The organism is Sphingobacterium sp. SG20118 (assembly GCF_044740685.1).
GTDB lineage: Bacteria > Bacteroidota > Bacteroidia > Sphingobacteriales > Sphingobacteriaceae > Sphingobacterium.
On sequence record NZ_CP172826.1, the window covers coordinates 2,275,418 to 2,297,596 of the forward strand.

General features: G+C 37.5%; 20 protein-coding genes. 10 read left to right on the forward strand and 10 right to left on the reverse strand.

Translation table 11 applies throughout. The annotated features are described in order from the left end of the window. Window positions 1-34: 34 nt before the first annotated feature. The 3 genes from ACFX5U_RS10645 to ACFX5U_RS10655 all read right to left on the reverse strand — a co-directional run bounded on the left by ACFX5U_RS10645 (window position 35) and on the right by ACFX5U_RS10655 (window position 3,211). Window positions 35-904: a ThuA domain-containing protein gene (locus ACFX5U_RS10645; protein ID WP_400263441.1), complete on the reverse strand. Its 870-nt coding sequence runs from the start codon at window positions 902-904 to the stop codon at window positions 35-37. Window positions 905-1,284: 380 nt separating this feature from the next. After that, window positions 1,285-2,496: a multidrug effflux MFS transporter gene (locus tag ACFX5U_RS10650; RefSeq protein ID WP_400263442.1), complete on the reverse strand. Its 1,212-nt coding sequence runs from the start codon at window positions 2,494-2,496 to the stop codon at window positions 1,285-1,287. Window positions 2,497-2,893: 397 nt separating this feature from the next. Beyond that, entirely contained in the window at window positions 2,894-3,211 is a 318-nt protein-coding gene (locus ACFX5U_RS10655; RefSeq protein WP_038698355.1) for a hypothetical protein, read from the reverse strand. Window positions 3,212-3,416: 205 nt separating this feature from the next. Here ACFX5U_RS10655 and ACFX5U_RS10660 point away from each other — a divergent pair, with 205 nt between their 5' ends. The 4 genes from ACFX5U_RS10660 to ACFX5U_RS10675 all read left to right on the forward strand — a co-directional run bounded on the left by ACFX5U_RS10660 (window position 3,417) and on the right by ACFX5U_RS10675 (window position 9,876). Next, the gene (locus ACFX5U_RS10660; protein ID WP_400263443.1) at window positions 3,417-3,785 is read left to right on the forward strand and encodes a hypothetical protein; all 369 of its coding nucleotides are present in this window, start codon (window positions 3,417-3,419) and stop codon (window positions 3,783-3,785) included. A gap of 176 nt (window positions 3,786-3,961) precedes the next feature. Beyond that, complete coding sequence (locus tag ACFX5U_RS10665; protein WP_400263444.1) at window positions 3,962-7,087, forward strand: SusC/RagA family TonB-linked outer membrane protein; 3,126 nt, start codon at window positions 3,962-3,964, stop codon at window positions 7,085-7,087. A gap of 3 nt (window positions 7,088-7,090) precedes the next feature. Then, on the forward strand, window positions 7,091-8,542 hold the full coding sequence (locus tag ACFX5U_RS10670) for a RagB/SusD family nutrient uptake outer membrane protein (protein WP_400263445.1): 1,452 nt from the start codon (window positions 7,091-7,093) through the stop codon (window positions 8,540-8,542). 83 nt (window positions 8,543-8,625) lie between these two features. After that, window positions 8,626-9,876, forward strand: a complete 1,251-nt coding sequence (locus ACFX5U_RS10675; protein WP_400263446.1) for a hypothetical protein — start codon at window positions 8,626-8,628, stop codon at window positions 9,874-9,876. 184 nt (window positions 9,877-10,060) lie between these two features. Here the strand turns inward: ACFX5U_RS10675 and ACFX5U_RS10680 are convergent, their stop codons facing one another. From ACFX5U_RS10680 to ACFX5U_RS10705, 6 genes are all read right to left on the reverse strand, one after another. Continuing rightward, complete coding sequence (locus tag ACFX5U_RS10680) at window positions 10,061-10,621, reverse strand: alpha/beta fold hydrolase (RefSeq protein WP_400263447.1); 561 nt, start codon at window positions 10,619-10,621, stop codon at window positions 10,061-10,063. Beyond that, window positions 10,578-11,108, reverse strand: coding sequence for an alpha/beta fold hydrolase (locus tag ACFX5U_RS10685; protein WP_400263448.1), 531 nt, complete (start codon window positions 11,106-11,108; stop codon window positions 10,578-10,580). Before ACFX5U_RS10685 ends, ACFX5U_RS10680 begins: the two co-directional genes overlap by 44 nt. Window positions 11,109-11,998: 890 nt before the next feature. After that, window positions 11,999-12,799 carry a tRNA pseudouridine(38-40) synthase TruA gene (gene truA, locus ACFX5U_RS10690; RefSeq protein ID WP_280567859.1) on the reverse strand — a complete coding sequence of 267 codons (801 nt, stop codon included), beginning with the start codon at window positions 12,797-12,799 and terminating at the stop codon, window positions 11,999-12,001. Window positions 12,800-13,011: 212 nt separating this feature from the next. Further along, window positions 13,012-13,476, reverse strand: a complete 465-nt coding sequence (locus ACFX5U_RS10695; RefSeq protein ID WP_400263449.1) for an OsmC family protein — start codon at window positions 13,474-13,476, stop codon at window positions 13,012-13,014. A gap of 74 nt (window positions 13,477-13,550) precedes the next feature. Further along, window positions 13,551-13,895 carry a hypothetical protein gene (locus ACFX5U_RS10700; RefSeq protein WP_400263450.1) on the reverse strand — a complete coding sequence of 115 codons (345 nt, stop codon included), beginning with the start codon at window positions 13,893-13,895 and terminating at the stop codon, window positions 13,551-13,553. Next, a complete protein-coding gene (locus tag ACFX5U_RS10705; protein WP_400263451.1) occupies window positions 13,879-14,526 on the reverse strand; it encodes a SatD family protein in 648 nt (215 codons plus the stop codon). The genes ACFX5U_RS10700 and ACFX5U_RS10705 overlap by 17 nt, the downstream gene beginning before the upstream one ends. A 216-nt stretch (window positions 14,527-14,742) precedes the next feature. On the opposite strand from ACFX5U_RS10705, the gene ACFX5U_RS10710 reads away from it, so the two are divergent. Together ACFX5U_RS10710 and ACFX5U_RS10715 are read left to right on the forward strand one after the other, a co-directional pair. Next, on the forward strand, window positions 14,743-14,889 hold the full coding sequence (locus ACFX5U_RS10710) for a hypothetical protein (protein WP_200878637.1): 147 nt from the start codon (window positions 14,743-14,745) through the stop codon (window positions 14,887-14,889). 191 nt (window positions 14,890-15,080) lie between these two features. Further along, the gene (locus tag ACFX5U_RS10715) at window positions 15,081-15,500 is read left to right on the forward strand and encodes a hypothetical protein (RefSeq protein WP_400263452.1); all 420 of its coding nucleotides are present in this window, start codon (window positions 15,081-15,083) and stop codon (window positions 15,498-15,500) included. A 24-nt stretch (window positions 15,501-15,524) separates the two neighbouring features. Here the strand turns inward: ACFX5U_RS10715 and ACFX5U_RS10720 are convergent, their stop codons facing one another. Continuing rightward, window positions 15,525-16,295, reverse strand: coding sequence for a LuxR C-terminal-related transcriptional regulator (locus ACFX5U_RS10720; RefSeq protein WP_400263453.1), 771 nt, complete (start codon window positions 16,293-16,295; stop codon window positions 15,525-15,527). Window positions 16,296-16,393: 98 nt separating this feature from the next. Here ACFX5U_RS10720 and ACFX5U_RS10725 point away from each other — a divergent pair, with 98 nt between their 5' ends. The 4 genes from ACFX5U_RS10725 (at window position 16,394) to ACFX5U_RS10740 (ending at window position 22,157) form a co-directional block, all read left to right on the forward strand. Further along, window positions 16,394-17,044 carry a DUF1349 domain-containing protein gene (locus tag ACFX5U_RS10725; RefSeq protein ID WP_400263454.1) on the forward strand — a complete coding sequence of 217 codons (651 nt, stop codon included), beginning with the start codon at window positions 16,394-16,396 and terminating at the stop codon, window positions 17,042-17,044. A gap of 575 nt (window positions 17,045-17,619) precedes the next feature. Next, window positions 17,620-18,354 (forward strand): TonB-dependent receptor plug domain-containing protein, encoded by a 735-nt coding sequence (locus ACFX5U_RS10730; RefSeq protein WP_400263455.1) that lies wholly within the window; start codon window positions 17,620-17,622, stop codon window positions 18,352-18,354. Beyond that, complete coding sequence (locus tag ACFX5U_RS10735; RefSeq protein ID WP_400263456.1) at window positions 18,314-20,677, forward strand: SusC/RagA family TonB-linked outer membrane protein; 2,364 nt, start codon at window positions 18,314-18,316, stop codon at window positions 20,675-20,677. Before ACFX5U_RS10730 ends, ACFX5U_RS10735 begins: the two co-directional genes overlap by 41 nt. Window positions 20,678-20,690: 13 nt before the next feature. Continuing rightward, complete coding sequence (locus ACFX5U_RS10740) at window positions 20,691-22,157, forward strand: RagB/SusD family nutrient uptake outer membrane protein (protein ID WP_400263457.1); 1,467 nt, start codon at window positions 20,691-20,693, stop codon at window positions 22,155-22,157. Window positions 22,158-22,179 lie beyond the last annotated feature (22 nt).

Genomic DNA, 22,179 nt, shown 5'->3' on the forward strand with positions numbered 1-22,179 from the left:
TATGTTTGAAATAGTACGAATTGATTTGAAGTTATTATTGTCTATATGGAACTTGAATATCCACTTTCCCAGCCCATTTTTTAGGGATCGGTTTTCCTACTGCCCAGTGCATAGCATTGATGAGTAAGCGTTGAAAACTTTCGTCTTGAAAATCATCTGGATGACCAAGTGTCGTAGTGAAAACTTTGCCTCCTGCTGCGGTTTTCCATGTCCATGCAACGGGGTTTTCGACGGCTTTTTTATCTGGATCTACTGCTGTTCCCATCAGAAGCCAAGTCGCTCCTTTTGAAGGATAGTCAGGCACGATATGGTATAACCAAGAACGGACATGGAAGGCTGGTTTTACACCAGTAAGAATGGGATTGTTACGCTCGGCAGGTATGATAGCGACATCTGTACTGGACTCATGTCCATAATGAGTATGTCCACCCTTGCCCCATCCACCAGGAGCCCCTAATGCAAATTCTCCAAACGTATTCCATTTTTCTAGTGGATGCCCTTTGGGATAATTGAAGGCATGAGTACTTGTTCTGAATCCGATTACAGGCTTTCCTGATTTCAAGTAGTCATCAATGAATTTTACTTGATCAGCAGGTAAACGTCTCCAACGTAGGTAGAATACGGCGAGATCTGCATCTTTTAGCGCTTCCAATCCTGGAATGTTCTCTTCAGCATTATGGTCAGGGCTTGCTTTTAAAACAAGGGTACGCATGCCATAATTCTTTTCTAGTTCTGCCGCTATAAGAGGTAGGGTTTCTTCACCGCTATATTCGTGATCTCCTGTGACGAATACGATAAGCGGTTTTTTTGACTGCTTTTTTTGACTTTGTGCAGCAGATGTGAATACGGTTAATAGTAATATGCCTATCGTAAATAAACATACAACGCTTTTAAGATGTTTCATTATGGTTTTATAATTTGGTTTGATTACTAGCGCGAATAAACACAACATGGTATAGGAACCATTTTGTTTATAGGTTTAGTTTTACCCAAATATATAAATTTTTAAGCAAAAAACAAGTGGGTTTACAACCAGTTTTGAAGCAATTTTCTACTTTTTACGATTCTTATGCCTGGGAGATTTAGAGAGGCGCTGTAAATAGTGGTTTGGTGAGATGATCAAATATTGATGCTGTGGGAACTTAAATAAAAGGTCCTATTATCGCACAGATCAACAGAAATAAAGACACTTCATTGTTTATTTCTGTTGATCTGATATTTTATATTCGTTGACGGAAGTATCATAACACAACTACTTATGTTTAAATTGCTTCAAATAGCAGTTTAAGCATAAGTAGTTGTGCTTTGTGAAATGAAACGATTGCCTAAATTTAGTGCTATGAAGGCAACGACTGCACAGAAAGCCATAATACCTGCCATTGGTAAAGTTGATTGGTCTTGTATAAAACTAATCAATGCAGCAGCGCAGCCACCAACTGTCATCTGCATAGCACCTAATAAACCAGAAGCATTGCCGGCATTGCCACTTAATGGCGCCAGAGCAAGTGCTGTTGTGTTCGGAAAAATAAAACCTTGGCAAACTAAAAATAAAAATACGAGTAGTACGGTACTGATTAGATTCGTAAATCCAAAAAAAGCGAAACTGGCAAATAAAATGCCGATAATGCTTTGTGCTCCCGAGGCTACCAGGATTATTTTTTCATTTGAGAAGTATTTTAGCGCTATGTTATTCAATTGACTCGCACCGATCAAACCAATAGATATAAAAGCAAAGATCCATCCAAATTGTGTTTCACTGACTTTGAAAAGTTCCATGAATACAAAAGGTGCTCCACCAATATAGGCATACAGTCCGGCATAAGATATAGCTCCTGTTAAAGCATAGGTTATAAAAAGGGGGTGCTTTAATATTTTTGCAAAGCTTCGGAGTATCGGTTTTGGTTTTAGTGAAATACTAGGGTCTGGTTGTTTGCTCTCGGGTAGATAGAAATAGGTACCTGCCAAGATAATCGATACGATGAAAATGAGTGCGAAAAATATGGCTCTCCATCCGAAATAAGCTGTGATATAGCCACCGATAGTAGGTGCCATAATAGGTGATACGGAAACGACAAGCATTAATGTAGAGAATATTTTGGCGCTATCTTTTACGGTAAAAAGATCCCGTACCATTGCTCTTGCTGCCACCATGCCGACGCAGCCTCCAACAGCTTGTAAAAATCTAAAAAGAATTAAGCTTGATACGGTGGGTGCAAAAGCACAACCAACAGAAGCTAAGAAAAATAGACAAAGTCCTGCATATAACGGTTTTTTTCTACCGTAACGATCTAATAAAGGTCCGTAAAGCATTTGACCTGCAGAAATGCCAATAAAAAAGCTGGAAAGTGAAAGCGTAACTTCAGATACTGTCGTTCCTAAACTTTTGGCAATTGCTGGAAAAGCGGGAAGGTACATGTCTATTGAAAGCGGGCCTATGGCAGTCAATAGACCCATTATTAGAATGATTTTTAAATCTACTTTTTTGTTATTCGTCATGGAATGTGTATGTGTAAATATGCACTATTTTAATACCTATTTTATAACAAAAGGAAGAATAGCACTGGCATATGGACTTAAGTTTTATAAGAATAGTGGAGCTACAAACTGAAAACATGTTCTAATTGTAGCAATACGATAAATGCGAAAAATTAAGAACCTGAGGATTATTGAATACTTTGGATATTTCACCGTTGTATTTCAGGTCGTTTCTACTATTCGGAAGTTTGAATGTTAGAAAAAAGGAATTGTCATTCTCTTACTCTGAAAAAGAGGATAAGCGTATCGTTGACTTATATAAAAAGATTGCATGATCGGTAGATGTACTGTGGAATGGATAGATTGACCAGCATGATGCATATCCCTGTTCGGAAGATTTTCTGAACAGGGAATTCATTTAAGCAATACTTAATGTTGCTGTGATTGTCTTTGCGATAGCATCCAGTAGCGTGTCTTTGTATTCCATGAAATGGATTTGACGATCTACCTCTTCCGCGACTTTAAGAGCTGTCTTGCACTTCTTCACTTCTTGAAGTTCTGTCGTGTACAGTTCATTGAATGTTGCCGTATCTTTATTCTTTAGTATCCTTATCGTATGTGAATATTGTTCAAATATATCTGTAATGATTGCTAAATTTGCACTATCAAAGTGTTGAAGTGAAACTGTTTTTTCAGAAAGCTTCTCGAGCTTTTTTCTTTCTTTTGCGTAACCCATAATTCTTGCGAAGGTACAGTTTTTTCAATTGTTATCAACAATTGCGCTAGATCATTTTTTCATATCGTATCTGATTTTACGGAGTGACTATATCAAATTCATATTTTGAGAGGCTATTTTTTACTAACCTGGATATATTTAGAAATGACCTTTGTTTGAATAGATAAAAAAACTATTTTTGTGGTACTCTTAATCGGGATAACGAATGAATTTTGGGAAAATTTTTATTTTAACAATGGTGATGGTCTTTCTAACGAAACCATTCGTTCCCATCTTCTTTTATGTTGCCAATGTGGATTACATCAAGGAATATTTTTGTATAAACAAAGATAAACCCATGCTTCATTGTGATGGTACCTGTTTCTTAGCGAAAAAAATAGCGGAAGCAAAAAAGAAAGAACAATCCGACCGCCAGGTAGTAGACACTACCATGCTACAAGTAGATTGGATTTATAGCTTTCAACTTCAATTTAATGGTCCTATAGTAGCGCAAATGACGCAGACAGATTACATCTCGACTCCGTATCATAATATATATTTGGCAAATCCGTTTCGTCCACCGAAAACGGCATAAATTTCTTAAGTCATAGTGAAGTGCTACGCTGCTTCATGTTGGTAGCTTACGGCTACCATCTTACTCTTACATCAATTTTCTAACAATTGGTTGGTTTATCGTATTCGAATACTCCGTATGTTATTATTATAATTTACGGAACAACCGGATGGACTATATCAATATTATAAGTCATTATGCCGTTATCAAAATGTCCATTTGGACTATTTTATATACTCGGTTTGGTCATTGCTTTGCAAGTGACCAATGTTCGGGTATCATTTGCAAAGCAATATCTTAGAAAAATTGCTAATAATCAGGTTAATATAAAGGGAGTTGTGCAGGATTCGAGAGGAAATCCAATAGCTCATGTTACGGTACAGGAAATAGGAACCACTAATCGCACCCAAACCGATAATCTAGGTAGGTTTTTCATGAATATACAGCGTAATCCCATGTTACAATTTTCCATGTTGGGGTTTAAGCAGCAGGTCATTCAACTCGATCCGAGGCAAGAGATTGTCGTTGTTATGGATGAAGCACCAAGTGTAATGGAGGAGGTGCTCGTGACTGCTTATGGCAATACCAATCAAAGGAGTTTTACAGGTTCGTTGCAGCAAGTAAAGGAACAGGATCTGACCAAAACCGCAGCTGCTAGTTTTGAAACATCACTGCAAGGCACTGTGACAGGTGTAAATATATACACAACTGGACAGCCAGGTGCTAGTTCGAGTGTGCAGATTAGGGGAATAGGGTCTATAAATGGGCTTCGAGAACCTCTATATGTATTGGACGGAGTTGTGATAAACAGTGATAATAATTCGAGAATTGGGGGTAATGGTACTGTTAATCAAATCAATCCTTTAGCTTCCATCAATACGAATGATATCGAAAGCATCTCGGTATTGAAGGATGCTGCTGCAGCATCCTTATATGGTTCTCGAGCTGCCAATGGTGTCATCATCATTACGACTAAAAGGGGACAAAGGGGAGGGACGATGCTTAATGTGCTTGCTCAAAGTGGATTGTTGACCAATCTAACACAAGAAAAAACAATATCAAATAAAGATTTTAAACAACTTTGGCAATTAGGACAGGTGAATCAATATATTCAAAATAAGGAGAATGCTGATTATGTTAAGATCTATAATAATCCGCAACTCTTGCAAAAATATCAATCACTAGCGAATAAGGACTATCAATCTATTTATGGTACTCATGATGCTCATTCGGATTGGTTAGATGCGATTTATAGAACTGGAAGTACGCAACACTATGCGCTATCAGCTAGTGGTGGAGCTGAATCGACTGTTTTTTATCTGTCTGGTGAATACCTCAAACAAAATGGTACGATTATTAAATCGGACCTTGAACGTAAATCTGGTCGATTGAATCTGGAAAATAAAGCTAAGTCATGGCTAAATCTAGGTGCAAATCTATCCGTGGCTCAAACGGATCGCAACAGTGGTCAATATGATTCGGAATATGTAGGCGGTTTGAATCCTTTATTCATGGCACGAGTATTACCTCAAGCTGCACCTATATATGACGAAAAGGGTTATATGGGCTTGGCAAACCTACCTAATGAAATCGAAAAAAATGCCAACCCCATTGGCGTAATCGAAGTTGGGAAATACGCTAACAAAGATGTCAGATTGAGAGGGTCTGCATACGCGGAATTCATACTGCCATATGCAATCAAATTCAAGTCTACTTTGGGAATAGATCATCAGAGTTTAGAAGAGACGCTATATGACAATAAGGTCTTCGGAGCAGGCGGTGGTCAATGGAATGGTGCATTATATGTTGCCCAAGGTCAGCGATCTCAATTTACATCGTCCAATATTGTGACTTATCAGAAAAAGAGCAACATCCATGCTTTTGATGTTCTACTAGGTTTTGAGGCTCAAGAGTCAAATATGAAATCCATGAACAATTCAGGTTATGATATTTTGGACAACGAGCTGTTGTCTTCAAGTAGTATTGGTACGTTATGGTCCTGGAATGGTCAATCTGAGAACTATTCGCTATTATCTTATTTCAGTCGGATGAATTATAGTATGTCTGATAAATATTTTGTTTCTGGAAGCATTCGTAGTGATGGATCGTCTCGTTTTGGTAAAGATTCTCGTTGGGGCAATTTTTGGTCCTTGTCAGGCGCTTGGTTGCTAAGTGAGGAAAACTTTTTCAAACATACTGTATTTGATTATCTAAAACTAAGGACAAGCTATGGTACCAATGGAAATCTTCCACCTGCTTACTATGCGTCTTTAGCATTTTTTACCACGGCAGGTAAAGCATATGCTTCAGAATCTGGCTTATCTTATGGACAATTAGCAAACCCAAATCTGTCTTGGGAGCTCAGCAAAAATGCAAATTTAGCATTGGATGCACGACTCTTCAATACGATAGATCTAACCATCGAGTACTTTAATAAGAAAACCAGCAATTTATTATTGAACATACCCGTTTCCTCGACAACAGGATTCACCAGTCAACTACAGAATTATGGGGCAATGAAAAATACAGGATGGGAGTTTAGTGTAAGCTACCAGGCAATGGATAAAAGGGATTTTAAGTGGAATACTCGAATAAATGCCACGGTGCTAAAAAATAAAATCACGAAGCTACCTTCTGATATTATTCCGACTTACAGTTCGACTAATGGTCAGCACCCCATCATAATAAAAGAAGGTGAGAGTCTCAATTCTTTCTATTTAAGGGATTACGCCGGAGTAGATCCAACTAATGGATCTGCTATGTACTATAAATTGAAAAATGGAAAGAGAACTGGAGAAAAAACGGCTGATGCAGAAGAAGCAGGATTTGGAATTTTTGGTCATGCTATTCAAAAGGTGCAAGGAGGATGGAGCAATCAATTTAAGTTCAAGAAAATTAGCTTGGACGTTTTGTTGACTTATGGAATAGGAGGAAAGGCGTATGACTGGACTGCATTTAAACGGGACGACGATGGTTTCCTACCGCAATATACCAGTACACAAGCGCAGTTGAACCCATGGACACCACTCAACCCCGATGCTGAGGTACCGATAAGGGTTAATGGTAATAACAGCTTTTCTAATGATGTTTCTACCCGTCATTTATATAACGCAGATTATCTCAAACTTAGAAATGCTCGGTTGAGTTATCATATGGATGATTTGAGATTTTTAAAGGGTGCTACCTGTTTCGTTCAAGGTGACAATCTATTGTTGTGGACGAAAATAGATGATTTTGATCCTGAGGCGATTACCAATGGAGTTAATCTATTCCAAACACCAACATCACGCAGTATCCTACTAGGCATTCAATTTAAGCTATAACACATGAATTATAAATATACTATTTTAACCATTTTATTACTATCACTAACAGTTGTAAGCTGTAAGAATGATTTTTTGGATCAAAAACCCGATCATGTCATTTCTGAAGAACTGGTCATTCATGATGTTGATAAATTGAAACGTCTGCTTGTGGGTTCTTATAATGAAGTTTCGGGAAGTAATTATCTTGGTAGAATACTCTATAAACGCTCGGCTGTTAAGAGTCCTGATTTTAGATTTGTACAAACCATATACAATCCTCGAGAATATGAACAAATAGAATACCGATATGAAGAAAGCGGAAATAATAATGGAAGTGCAGCGGTGCTCTGGTTACAATGTTACAAAGTTATTGGTAATCTCAATCTTATTTTAGCAAATATAGATGACGCTATTGGAGATGATGTATTGCGTAAGCAAATTAAAGCTGAATCGCTCGCTCTTCGAGGGATGATCTTTTTTGATCTCGCTCGAACTTTTGCCTACCCATGGATTAGGGAAAAAGGACTATCGCAGGGTATCCCATTGAAATTAGATCCAAATGAGGTCGTAATAGAAAGGGGATCGCTGATTCAGACCTTCAATCAAATTGTGAAGGATCTGCAGACTGCTGAAAATTTAATGCAGGAGGATGACTTATCTTCCGGAAGTTCAAAGTACATGACGAAAATAGCGGTACGTTCATTATTGGCAAGAGTATATCTCTATCAGGAAAATTGGCAAATGGCTATGGATTATGCTCAAAAAGTACTGAACGTGATGTCTGAAGAAAAATTAATGGGCCTGGATAGCTACAGCTTTTCGGATTATACTTCTGAATCTATATTTGAACTCAGTGTAGGTAATGATAACTCCTCAGGGAGCAATGGTCTTGGTGCTCAATTTGATTATCGTTCGGGTGGACAGGGAGATGTCTTAGCCACACAATCTTTTATCGACTTACTGCAAGAATATGAGGGCGACCCGCGTGCCAATTTATTGATGAAGGATAAAGAAGGTAAACAGGCTGCGTTTGTAAAATATATAAATCGAAGTGGTGGAGCTGGACTAAGTATGCACAATATTCCCGTGATTCGGCTCTCTGAAATCGTACTTATAGCGGCCGAATCATGTGCGCATGGGGCAAAAGGAGGTGATGAAAAGGCTTTATATTACTTAAATGTGCTCATTAAAAATCGTACGACCGATTTTCAAAAAAATAAAGCTACAGTGGGTGGACTTGAACTGTTAAGACGAATCGCGAAGGAAAGGAGAAGGGAATTGGCATTGGAAGGGCATGAAATCTATGATTTGATCCGTACTGGTACCCTTATTGAAAGACGACAGTCAGATCATGTCAACACAGGGTTGAACAGCAATGCATTGACCATTGCGGCGACATCTCCTAAGACGATATACCCAATACCAGCTAACGAGATTGTGGCTAGTGGAATGAAACAGACAAATGGTTACTGACAGCACTTTATGAAACCAACAAGAGTATGCTGTGCTGAAGTATATGCTCATGCTAGCCTCGTTTCCTTAAAATCAAATAAATAATGAATAGACAAATAATTACAATGAAAAATACGACTCGAATAATAGGTCTATTATATCTGATGATCATCATGTCCGCCTGTGAAAGAAATTTGAAGCAGGTGGATGGTCTTCAGGATATTCCATTTCCTAAGGGAGATAGAGCTATCCTACCTCACCTGACATCAAATGATGGTAAACTATATCTCTCGTGGGTGGATTCCCTGACGGGCTCCAGTACAAGGCTCTTATATAGCAGTCTTCAGGATGGAAGATGGTTAGAGCCGAAGGTACTTACTACCGGCGAAAATTGGTTTGTAAATTGGGCGGATTATCCGATGATAGCAGCGCATGATGGCCATATATTGAGTCATTATCTGCAACAAACCGCTACAGGAAAAATGGCATATGGTATTCAATATAATGTTTCGACTGCAAATGGAAAGCAAAATGGAACCTACCAGCCTTTGAATAACGATCATACGGATACCGAACACGGCTTTGTATCGATGATCCCTTATCGGGATAGTAGTTTCTTAGTCGCATGGCTGGACGGACGTAATATGGAGGGTGCTGACCATGGACACGGTGGACATCATGGCGGTACTATGAGTGTAAGGGCCGCCGAAGTTACGGCTAGTGGCGATGTAATCGATGAACAGATACTCGATGCCAGTGCATGTACCTGTTGCCAAACTACGGCTAGTATGACCAGCAATGGTCCTGTAGTTTTGTATAGGGACTGCACTGAGGATAATATACGCGATATCGTTATCGTGCGGAAGGTAGGTGATGTGTGGACAAAACCTATCCCAATCTATGCAGATAATTGGTTTATACAAGGTTGCCCGGTAAATGGCCCCAAATCTGCTGCGGTGGACAATACATTGGCTGTGGCTTGGTTTACAGCAGCTGATGACAATCCTAGGGTACAGCTTATTTTTTCGAATAATGGTGGCGAAAAGTTCAATGCACCAATTTTGATCAGTAATAAGGAGGTTCTTGGTCGGGTAGATGTTTCCTTGATTGACTCGACTCAAGCTGTTGTGAGCTGGATGCAATCTAAAGGTCAGGAGACATTTCTTTATGCGATGAAAGTAAATGTAAATGGAAAAAAAGGTCCTATTCGACAGATTGCAGCGCTTTCATCCAGTAGAAAGACTGGTTTTCCTCAAATGGAAATTTTTGATGGTCAGCTATATTTTGCATGGATGAGCGTTCATGATAATGGTACCCTATTGAAAACTGCTGCGATGGCAATTACTGATTTTTAGCAATAGCGCAAAACATTCAACATACAAGAGGCGATAATCTGATTTGAAATTAGGTTTATCGCCTTTTTATTTAAAGTATAAAGAATCTAATTGTTATGCACCATAGGGCTAATGATAGAAGCATTTATTGGAAAATAGTAATGCAAGTCTTCGTTATGTTTAAGGATACTGAGTGTAATAAGTGTCAATCTTTAACCTGATGATCTAAGAAGGAAATAACCTCATGTAGGAATCTGCTTGGGTAGGTATAGTGGATATTATGGGCTACATCTTCAAATACGACAAGTTTGATAAATTGAGGATGCTTCATGGCCAGTTCTCTATTTTCAATTCGTACCGGTATAGGATCTTGTTCTGCATTTGCATCCATTATTAAGACTGGGGTAGCTAAATCTTTAAAGATATCAGTGGGTTTGACTTCGACTATAGATTTTGCGTATTTACTGACATTGGGTTTATGGAAGATCACTTCTGCCATATGCAAGCTATCTTGCATATGATAATATTCAAATTGCCCTCGATATGTAATCCACTGGTTGTTCTGTGGTTTCAAATAACTCAGAATTTCAAATTGATTTGTATTGATATCGGCATCGTATAAACTTTTATAGGCGTCAAATTTATGGGAGAAATATCCGGAATACTTGTCTACAAGCTCTGCTGGGAGATCAACATCTTTCAGTTTTCGTTTTAATGACTCTTCATCGAGTTTGAGATAGCTTGTGGCAAAGGCTACAGAAACCACCGTCCTCTAATATCAGTGCGCTTACGTATTGAGGCATAGTTTTGTAAATATGTGTTGCCAAAAATGCACCGCGTGAGAACCCGCCAATAACTGCTTTTTCAATTCCTAACGAATCCATCAAACACTTGATGTCTATACTGAGGTCGTCAAATGAAGCGTCAAAGTTTGGGAGAGGAGTTTTTCCGGCGTTGTATTGATCAATGGAAATCACTCGATATCCAGACTTTACGATGCTATCTGCATATGGATAAAATTCATAGGCATTGCTTAAGCTACCATGTAGCCATATTAGCACTTTATCTTTATTATCAAGATTGCCCCATTCTAAATAAGAGAGCCTTACATTTTTTACCTGCATATCTTTCCGGTGGTTTTGCTCAAAGGATTCGTAATCCTTTAAAGCCGATTGATAGTCGTGCATTATCCTTTGATCTGCTATTTCTTGGCTGAAAACATCCAAATAACTTGCGCTTATTAAGATTAGCATGGTTAACACGGTGCGATAGTTTGGTACACTGGAGTAGTGGTCTTTCATAGGTGGATCTGATTGTTATTGAAGGACAAACTAAGATTAATTTGTTTTAGATACAATTTTAATTTCATTGTATTTGAAACCAGTTTATTTGTTAGCATTAATTGTGTAAGAGAATTCTTCACCGCTTTACAGTTTTGATCTCTGCGCTAACATCAGGAATTCGATATATAATGGAAATAGAAGGGGAGGCTAAATGGCTTTTTATTAAATACCAAATTTTGATTATTAGTTATGCCTTATTATAGCGACTTACAGTTATTTACCGAATCTCATATCGCTAATATTATTAGTTTTATTATGTCTGTAAAAAAAACCAGACTCCAATCATTTCAATGCTATGGCACTCTAATATTCTTGATGAAGTAAATTATCCCCTTAAAAGGTGTTGCAAAATTAGGCTTCTTTTCAGCTAATAATATTAGTATATAAGTTTTAATATATTGTTTTTTAATGAGTTATTATGATACGATGTCAGATTATACAATATGGGGTGAATTATACGATGTTAAATGTGCATAAAATTATCTCATTTATTGTCTGAATATGATGTGAGGGGTGTAGCGTAAATGCAGTGGCTAAAGGTTAATGAAAGAATAAATATTTGCGTAAAACAATCTGTTCAATTTAAGTCTGGCAATCTTGTAGCAATTGTAATGGGTGACATAATATTTTGAATCGAGGGTCATTCGAAACTCAAAAAATAGTGCATGGAGGGATGTGTTAAGTTGGGGGCAACAAATAGGTGCTTTAGTTAAGCTTGTGAGAATTGAAAATTTAAATAAAAAAATCTATTCATCAAAAATAACGTAACCTGAGAAATAGTAAAGTGAAGCGTAGTATTTCTAAATCAAGATCCAATCGGAACTTTGAGATGGTGTTAAAAAATCGGTTCGTGGAGGAAGGTTTAAATAGGGGTAGTTAACTTTGGAAAGGTATAATCCTATTGGATATGCGGGTTTTAATATTTTTGGTATTTCTAGTGTGATTAAATGATGTTCGAATTCTTGTATAGATAGCTCTCCAATTCCAATTTGCAAAAGCTTTCCGGTTAAAATACGAATCATTTTACCTAAGAAACGATTACTGGAAATATTAAATCGTATTCGGTCTTCACTGGCATTGACAAATATTCCGGCTGACGAAACATGACATATCGTATGATCGTTTTTATCGGGGTGGGTACAAAAGGAGCGATAATCATTATATTGAAGTAATAATTTCGCAGCATCACTCATTTTTTGAAAATCCAGATTCGGATATTGGTATAAAGAGCTTTGATTGCTTAAGAAGGGATCTTTATAAGTATGGATGAAATAATCGTATTCTCTTTGTACGGCGTCAAAACGGGCATGTGGCTTACCTTCCATTTTTATGATGTCGTAGATAGCAATTGAAGCAGGAAGAGCTTTGTTCAATCGATAAAGTAAATCAAAATCACATTCTTTCTCTATATCTGCATGGAAAAAATATTGACTTGCATGTACACTTGCATCTGTACGGCCACAACCATATATAGTCGTTGGTACCTTTAGAACTTTATGAAGCGTATTTTCCAAAATTTCTTGCACAGTTGTAACGTTTGGCTGTCTTTGCCAGCCACTATAACACTGTCCTTGATAGGCAATATGGAAAAAATATCTCAATTTGATTTTTATAAGCTGCAATTTTACGTAAAATAGCTAGCATAACCGCTATAAAGAAATTATAATTATGATTCGATTTACTATATGTTAATGCTTCTAAATATTAATGTTTGTTATACACGTTTTTCAAATAGTTGACTGCCAGATGTTATACTATTGAGCCATAGGTTATTTAATACCGTAAATTATGGGGTAATGGTCTTGTTTTTAATTTAGATTACTTGACAAGTGGGATTATGCAGCACTGGAAAGTTACAGGAATTTGCTATAAAACATAGTTGGTTGGCCTTTGTATGGAGATTTATGGCCAAGGTTATTTGCGCGGGATGTGCAATTGTGACTCGCGGGTTTAATCGTACTTCTATAAAACGACCACTGCCATCAGGTTGGACTTCAAGTATTGCTTCTGCATGGTCATCATAGCTGATAACGTCGATATTATTTTGGGCACAGACATATAAGTAGGACATCATATGGCAGGAAGCTAAACTACTCAAAAGGAGGTCTTCCGGATTATATAATGCTGGATCTCCTTTGAACGCTTTTGCGGCTGAGATATCTAGATCGGGTTTGCCTGCTATTGATATCCGATGGGTTTTACTAGAGAATTTTGATGCGTATGGTTGTGCTTTGTTTCGCCATTTTAGTGTGGCTTTAAAAAGGTGTTTGAAAGTCATTTTATTTTGAATTTGGTTCTTTATCAAGAACTGTTATGGTACGGAATCAATTTTTAGACAATACCACTTTCTTCTTACTTGAATAGACTGTAGTAAAAAATACTTAGGGCTACAGAGATCAGGTTTCCAATCAGGTAGTAATCATTATAAGCAGCTTCTTTTTTGATATTTTCTGGTGTATCTTCTTTTTCAGCTCGTTTGAGTCGAGTCCCTAATTTTAGAGCGCCAAAGAGCGTCAGTACATGTGGGAACCCTTGACATAGGCTATAGGTCATAAAAAGACGTTCGAGCACACCCTTAACAGTGGATTTAAGATCAAATTTCTTGTTATTGACAGACTGAGGAGTGAAGATCCAAAATGCAAGACTAAGCAGCAGCTCTGCAACAAGGATGATCAGGATGTTATAAACGAGGTGCATAGGGTAGTTTACTGATTGTTCTTAATATTGCTTTGGTCGCTTCATATGATGAAATATTTAATGTTTTTTCCCGTTTCCAGATTTGGGACCTTGTTTTTTTCACTTGATCAGCAACGATTTTATAATCTTTAAATGTAATAAATGCTTCAATCAATTCATAATCTTTTTCTGGGTTCCACTTATCGATGATATTTTCAAGGATAAGAAAGGTATTGTTCAAAATCGAATCTAAGTCAGTGTTCCCGATCTGTATATAAAATCGTTGTGATTTGGATTTCATGCTATTGAGTGTATAACGTGCATCGCGTAAGCCATCGCCAAGCATCTCATAAGCGATTTCTTTATTGATTTTCGTTTCGATATCACCATAAAGAAGTACATAGCGCAATTGAAAATCATACCCTTGTCTAATGATTTCTTCTTCTAACTCAAGAATGATGTCCAGCCCGGTCTCTAGATTGCTGACAAGTCCTTGAAATTCGTCTCCTAATGTAATCGTAAGGGGAGAAGGTAGACTATTTTTGTAATCATTATTTATCTTGGCTACGGTCTTCTTAAAGTCAACCATCAACGACGTTTGATTTTTTTGACCACTTCCAATGATATCGCTCATCAATATAAAATATTTCATGATATAGTATCTTTAACTATTTTATGTCAAATATAGTGAAACAAAACTGTTTATGTCAATAAAAATGAAATGAATGAGTGGGGATATAGTATATATATGAAAAACCCATCATTAGATTACGTCATCCACTGCGTACTATTAGGAAGATCGATGCATTTTACCAGTATTTTTAATTAAGTTTATGCTTTAACGATTTTGTAACAGAAATATAAAGCTATGAAAACAACATTGATTATACTGCTCATGTTAATCGCTATTGTGATGATTTATTTGGGTATGAAAGCAGCTATACTACCTCCAATATTGACTGGCGCGGGTTTTATAGTCATTGCGGCTTTGTTTTTAACCGGTGTAAAAAAATAGCTTCACCTAAAACTTCTGAGGGTCAAGTTTTCATTACGGTGGGTCAAATATTAAAAAGAGGAAACTTAATTAGTAACTATATTAGTATAATATTGTTAACTTAATTTAGTAAAGTTATATTTCATATTACTACACTTATGATGCGGATAGTCTCTTCTGTTATTTTCATTATTTTTTCCTGCGCCTATATTGTGAAGGCACAAGAAAAAAACACATCTGACTCTCTAGTTCATACTTTTGTAGCAGTAGATGCTTTTCATCAACCTCCAAACGGAATAGATAAGTTCAAGATTCATTGGGTTAATTATTTAGATTCCTTGCATCAAATTGGTGTTTTAAAGAATGAAAAGTTATATTCAGATCATGTTTTTAATGTTATAATATCAATAAATGGTTCTTTGGTTCAAACAAATGATCTTCCCCAAGATTCAATTTTGAGAGACTTCTTGAAAATTCAGAAAAGATGGCAGTTAGGATTGCAATCAGGAAGACCGGTAAGTAGTTTATTAAAAATGAAAATACCGAAAGAAATTTGCCAGCGGTGGGAGAAAAGAAAACTTGTGCTGATTCCCGATTTAATAGTGCGTGAAGAGTTTCCAAAAGGAAAGTAAATATTCAAAGCCTCTCCGTATTAATTAAGTGAGCAGGTTTAAGGAGGATGCTACACGACATGCTTCTATGGAATTGTTGACACGTAGTTTTTCAAGAATATTCTGTCGATGCCGGTTGACAGTATTGATGCTAATGGAAAACACATCGGCGATTTCTTTACTTCGCTTACCAATTTTAATCTGACGAAGGATCTCTATTTCTCTTTTAGATAATAGATTACCACTTTCTTGCTTTTCCGACTGAATAATCTGGCCTGTGACACTATTGACAATACATCCTTCGTAGGATTCGGTCTGCTCTGAGAAATGAGCGAAATTATATAAACATAAAGCTAACCAGATGCTGCCATTGGACGAATTACGGACGTAGTACATGCGGTGTGATATCCATATGTATTGCCCGGATTGATGACGCATCCTAATCTTACTGATTACATGATAATCGTATCGTTTGGTATGTGGTACATGCTTTATATAATGAAAATACTGCAATTCTAACATGTGCTTTTGTAATAGATCATCGGGATGGATGAGGTTGAAAATAGCATCTTCCCATATGGAATCAATTTCCGAACAGATATCCTGATCAGATAGCCCTAATGCCGAGGCAATACCACCATAATATAGATAGCTTTTTTCAATCTTTAGATCGCTTAGTACTGCAATTGAATTTTCAACATGCGCATAGAGCTGTGCCATACACTGACATTGCTCAAGCTGTCTATAAGCATCTGGTTCTTGGTCAAATGCCTGTTTTAAAAGCTGATCATTAAGGATGCTTGCAATGTTGTTCATGTTGTAAAAAATGGTTATTAATCAGTATTGATTATCATTAAATACTCGTATACCTTTGCTAAAGTAAAGAATTATAAGGTTATTTTTGATAAAACAAGATGAAGAAACTCGTATTGGTCTTTTTGGCCGTAGTGTGCCAACAATGGGCGGTAGCACAAAATCTAACAAAAATGCAATGGTTCAACGAGCCTGCAAAGTGGGAAGTAAAGGATAATGCACTCAAAATGTTTGTGACACCACAGAGTGATTATTGGCGCATATCACATTATGGTTTTACCGTTGACGATGCGCCCTTTTATTATGGAACATATGGTGGTGAGTTTGAAACTAAAGTAAAGATATCTGCCGATTATAAAGCACGTTTTGACCAAATGGGGCTCATGCTAAGAATTGATAAGGAGAATTATATTAAAGCCGGAATCGAGTTTGTGGATGGAAAATATAATCTAAGTACGGTAGTAACACATCGTACAAGCGACTGGAGCATCATCAGCTTGGATAGTGCAGTTCCTTATGTATGGATCAAAGCGGTTAGAAGATTAGATGCTGTGGAGATTTTTTATTCTTTTGATGATAAAACATATACGATGATGCGTAATGCTTATCTTCAGGATAATACACCAGTAATGGTTGGTTTAATGGCCGCTTGTCCCGACGGAAATGGCTTTGATGCAACATTTGAACACTTTTCTGTCAAGCATCTTGCAGATCAACGACGTTTGAAATGGCTAAAAGATAACGCTGATTAATCTATGTTCAGTATATATCAACTGTAGTTTTATAGGTGAATAACAGGGCCAATAACGCTGATTTGGTCATTATAATAGAACCGGACTATTGCATTTTTTTGCGATGTCCGGTTTTTCCGTTTATAGATAAAAAAACTGTCATCTGAACGAAAAAATGAGCGGATTAATTAATCAAGAGATATATCCAAAACATAACGATTTAAAGGGGGTATAAAGGGCATAATATAGATTATTATATTAAATCTACTAATCCAGTAGACTTTTTGGAATTTATTTTTATATTTGCTTTGTCGTTATTCAATTGGCGTTGGCAACGAATTCTAAATCAGTATTAATTATTTAACAAAGTTTATGAAAAACAACTTCTCTAAACCATCAGAAAGAACAGTCTCCTTTGCTGATCAAGTCATCCTTTATTGCCTATCAACTCGGATGCGAATGTGTATCTAATCCTAAAAAAATCTTCTTAAAAAAATAGGGAAGCCATAGGCCTCCCCAAGTTTTCAATTCATGAACAACAAGTTTTCAATTGGCGTTGGCACTTGTAAGTATTCACTATAAAACACCGTAAAACTATGAAAAAATTAGGAGTACTTCGGTATTCTATACATATTTTGTTCTTTATATTGGGCATAAATGCTCTTTCTGCCCAAGAAGAACCTAAGCCAATTATCAATGCCTCTTTGGTGGGCAAGGTGATTGATGCTTCTAATAAAGAACCCATTTCGGGTGTTACCATTCAGCTGGAAGCTGTTACGCACAGCGTAAAAACAGATGGGGAGGGGCGGTTTCAATTTGTGACAGGTCAAAAGCTTCCTTTTACCCTTATTCTTTCTTTTGTCGGATATGAAAAGAAAAAAATTGTTGTCAATGCTTCTCCCGCTGTCATTGAACTGCGTCCAACAACAGAAGATCTCGACGAGGTAGTGGTTGTTGGCTATGGCACACAGAAACGTCGAGACCTCACTGGATCTGTGGCTTCGTTGTCTGAATCTTTACTTAAACAAAATGTAGCTTCTTTAGATCAAACTTTGAAGGGTGGTATATCAGGCGTTCAGGTTACACAGACATCAGGTCAGCCTGGGGGAGGTGTAAGTATCCGTATCCGAGGCGGGGCATCTATTCAGGGAGGAAATGAACCGCTATATGTCATTGACGGTTTTCCAATATATAATCAAACGGAAAGTACGGGTGTGGGAAGTGGAACGCCCGTCAACCCCCTGTCTAGCATCAATCCTAGTGATGTAGAAAGTATCGAAGTATTGAAAGATGCTGCTGCCACGGCAATCTACGGTTTCTCGTGGTGCTAATGGCGTAATTCTAGTTACTACTAAGAAAGGTAAAGCTGGTCGGGTGCAATTGAATTATGATGGAAGTATTGGTCAGCAGCAAGTCTTGAAAAAAATAAATGTCTTGAATGCTCCTGATTTTGCTGCTCTTCGTAATGAAGCGCTCAGTGATGCCAATCCGAATTTAGGAAAATTCCAATACCTTTCACAGCAGCAAATCAATCAATTGGGAGCGGGAACCAATTGGCAGGAAGAGGCTTTTCAAAAGGGAAAGCTAAACAACCAGCAACTTTCCTTATCCGGTGGTGCAGAACAGGTTCAGTATTTTATCGGAGCAAACTATTTTAATCAAGAAGGAGTAATTAAAAACACAGACTTTAACCGCTTAGGTTTTCGATCAAATATCAATGCAAATCCTTTTAAACGGTTAAACGTTGGTGCTAATATCTCAATCAACAGAACGACTTCTCAAGTAGCTCCATCAGGAATTGTAAACGCATTGCTCATAATGCCACCCACAGCAACAATATACGATGCTGATGGTTCGTATACCTTGAGGAATCCTTTTGAAAATATTTTCGCAAATCCAATTGCAACTTTAAAAGAAACTACGAATACTTCGAATGCATTACGTGTGTTGGGAACTTCTTTTGCCCAATATGATATTATCAAAGGATTGCAGGCAAAGATGCTGTTCGGTGTTGATCTGAATAATAGAACAGATAAATTTTATCTGCCTTCTAATATTTATGAAGGGTCTGGGAATAATGGAATAGCAGGTTTGGGAAATCTAGATACATACTCATGGCTGAATGAAAATACCCTCAACTATACAAGTTCTTTTGAACAACATAATTTGAATGTATTAGTAGGCTTTACACAGCAGGAAGCAAGAAATGAAGTTTTTAATGCTGGGGCTGAAAATTTTGTGACGGATGATCTATTGTACAATAGTTTAGAAAGTGGATCAACGATTGTGCGGCCCAATTCTGACACCCATTCTTGGATACTACATTCCTACCTAGCGCGAATAAATTATAATTATAGCAATAAATATTATGTGTCGGCGAGTATACGACGTGATGGAAGTTCCCGATTTGGTGCGGATAATAAATGGGGAAACTTTCCTTCTTTGGCCATTTCTTGGAGAGCAAGTAATGAACGTTTTTTCAAAACCACTTTTCCTGCAATCAGCGATCTGAAGATACGAGCAAGTTTTGGAACTACAGGAAATCAAGAAATCGGTCAATATCAATCACTCTCCACATTATACAACTTGAACTATCTTTTTGGGAATAAAGTAGTCACTGGTTTTGCATCACAACGGATTCCGAATAAAAACCTGGGATGGGAAACGACTTACCAATATGACGGTGGGATGGACATTGCGCTACTGAACAGTAGATTACAGTTTACAATGGACTATTATTATAAAAAGACAACTGATTTACTGTTGAATGTCGAGATTCCTTGGACATCTGGCTATGCGTCTTCTTTACAAAATTTTGGTTCGGTCTCCAACAAAGGATTTGAGATAGGTGTTAAAAGCAAGAATCTGATAGGGCAATTTTTATGGAGCACAGATTTGAATTTTTCGTTTAATCGAAATAAGGTCTTAACCATTGGAGCGGAGTCGGAATCCTACATCACTGGGAATTATATCATCAAAGTAGGTGAACCATTGGGAACTTTCTACGGAACGGTGACAGATGGAATCTTGCAAAAAGGAGAGGAAGCGACCAAAGGGGCATTTACAGGCAATGCAATACCAAAAGCGGGGGACCGTCTTTACAAAGATATTGATGGCGATGGCAAATTTACAACGGCCAATGATCGTACTATCATCGGAAATGCACAACCTGATTTTATCTTTGGATTGACAAATAATCTATCATATAATGGATTTGACCTTACTTTATTACTACAAGGTTCAATAGGTAACGAATTGCTTAATATCAACCGACAAAATCTGGAAATGTTTACGGGTCAACAAAATGCATCGAGAGATGCCTTAGAAAGATGGACAGAAACAAATCCTAGTCAAACTTATCCTAGAGCTAAACTGGATCCGGCACCTGTTTTTTCCAATCAGTTTGTAGAAGATGGTTCCTTCATCAGGTTGAAATCACTTCAGTTTGGTTACACCATTCCAAAGCAGCTATTGGCTACGACAGGTATTTCTAATCTAAATGTATATCTGTCTGCCCAAAATCTATTGACTTGGAGCAAATACCAAGGTTTTGATCCAGAAGTGACTTCAGGTAGTAACGTGCAGATTGGAACAGATTCGGGTATATACCCAGCATCTCGCTCATTGACTTTAGGTTTATCCTTAACATTTTAACACGGAGGTTTTAGTGAAAATTACACATATACTACTTGCTGGTACGATCCTAATTGGATCGGTATCATGCTCAAAGCTTGACGAAAAACCTGAAAGCTTGCTGGTGTCCGAACAATTTTATCTTAATGAAAATCAAGCTGTATCTGCAGTTAATGGTAGCTACAGAAAATTGTATGAAAGTGGGCAGTCGATTTATAATAGCCTTTTTCAAATTGCGGTAGAGATGGCTACGGATGATTATGAAGCTGGACCACGTGCCCGGAATGCGCACGTTCGTGCTATCAGTAATCTGACTCATGATGCCTCCAACGACCGGATGGAGCAACTTTGGAAACAAAGTTACGACGCAATCAATGCTTCAAATCAAAATATCGAATACATCGCGCAGATAGATACTGAAAAAATAAATGAATTTATTCGTCAACGCTTGATCAATGAAGCTAAATTTTTGAGGGCGTTGCATTATTTCAATCTTGTTCGCTGGTTTGGTCCCGTTCCGCTGGTTCTTCAACCAGCAACATCATTATCAGGGGATGAGCTATATGTTGCAAAGGCAACTGAAAAGGAAGTTTACCTTCAAATTATAGCGGACCTAAAGGATGCTGAAAATTTGCCTCAATATAAATCATATGGTGATAATGATAAAGGGAGAGCTTCTTCTGGTGCAGCTAAAAGCATATTGGCAAAGGTATATTTGACGCAACAAGATTGGTCTAATGCGAAATTAAAAGCGCATGAAGTCATCGATAAAGAAGGATATGATTTGTTTCCCGAATTTACTGACGTATTTAACATCGATATGAAAAACGGTATCGAACATATTTTTTCGGCTCAGTTCAAAGGTAATAGTGGTTATCAGGGGAATTCATTAGCAAGCCGATCGGCACCGACGGATATTCCTGGTATCAATGGTGATTATGCTGATGCATGGCATGCTGAGGGTGGATTATATAATAGTTTTTCTTCCCAAGATAAGCGATTGAGTACCACCTTTACGATTGGTATGACCTCTCCGATAGATGGAAAGTATTATGCATTGGCAAAGCCTCAGTTTCATAAATATTATGACGAAAGTGTCGTAGGGAACCAAAGTCAATCATCTAAAAACTTGCCTATCATCCGTTATGCAGAAGTGTTGCTAATCCTGGCGGAAGCAGAGAATGAGCTCAATGGCCCCTCGTCTTTGGCCCAGGCAGCGATCAATAAGGTAAGAGTACGTGCCGACATTGACCCTGTCGGAGCAGATTTAATCAAAGATACATTTAGGGAAGCTGTTTTTGAGGAGAGACGTAAGGAATTAACCTTTGAATATCAACGTTGGTTTGACCTAGTACGTCGGGGAGCAACATATTATGTTACTAAATTAAAAGCTGCCGGTAAAATCAATGCGGCTCCGAGACACCTCCATTTTCCAACTCCACAACGTGAACTGAATTTAAATCCCAATCTCAAACAACATCCTGATTGGATCAATAATTAGCTTTTTTACCATTAAGATTTTA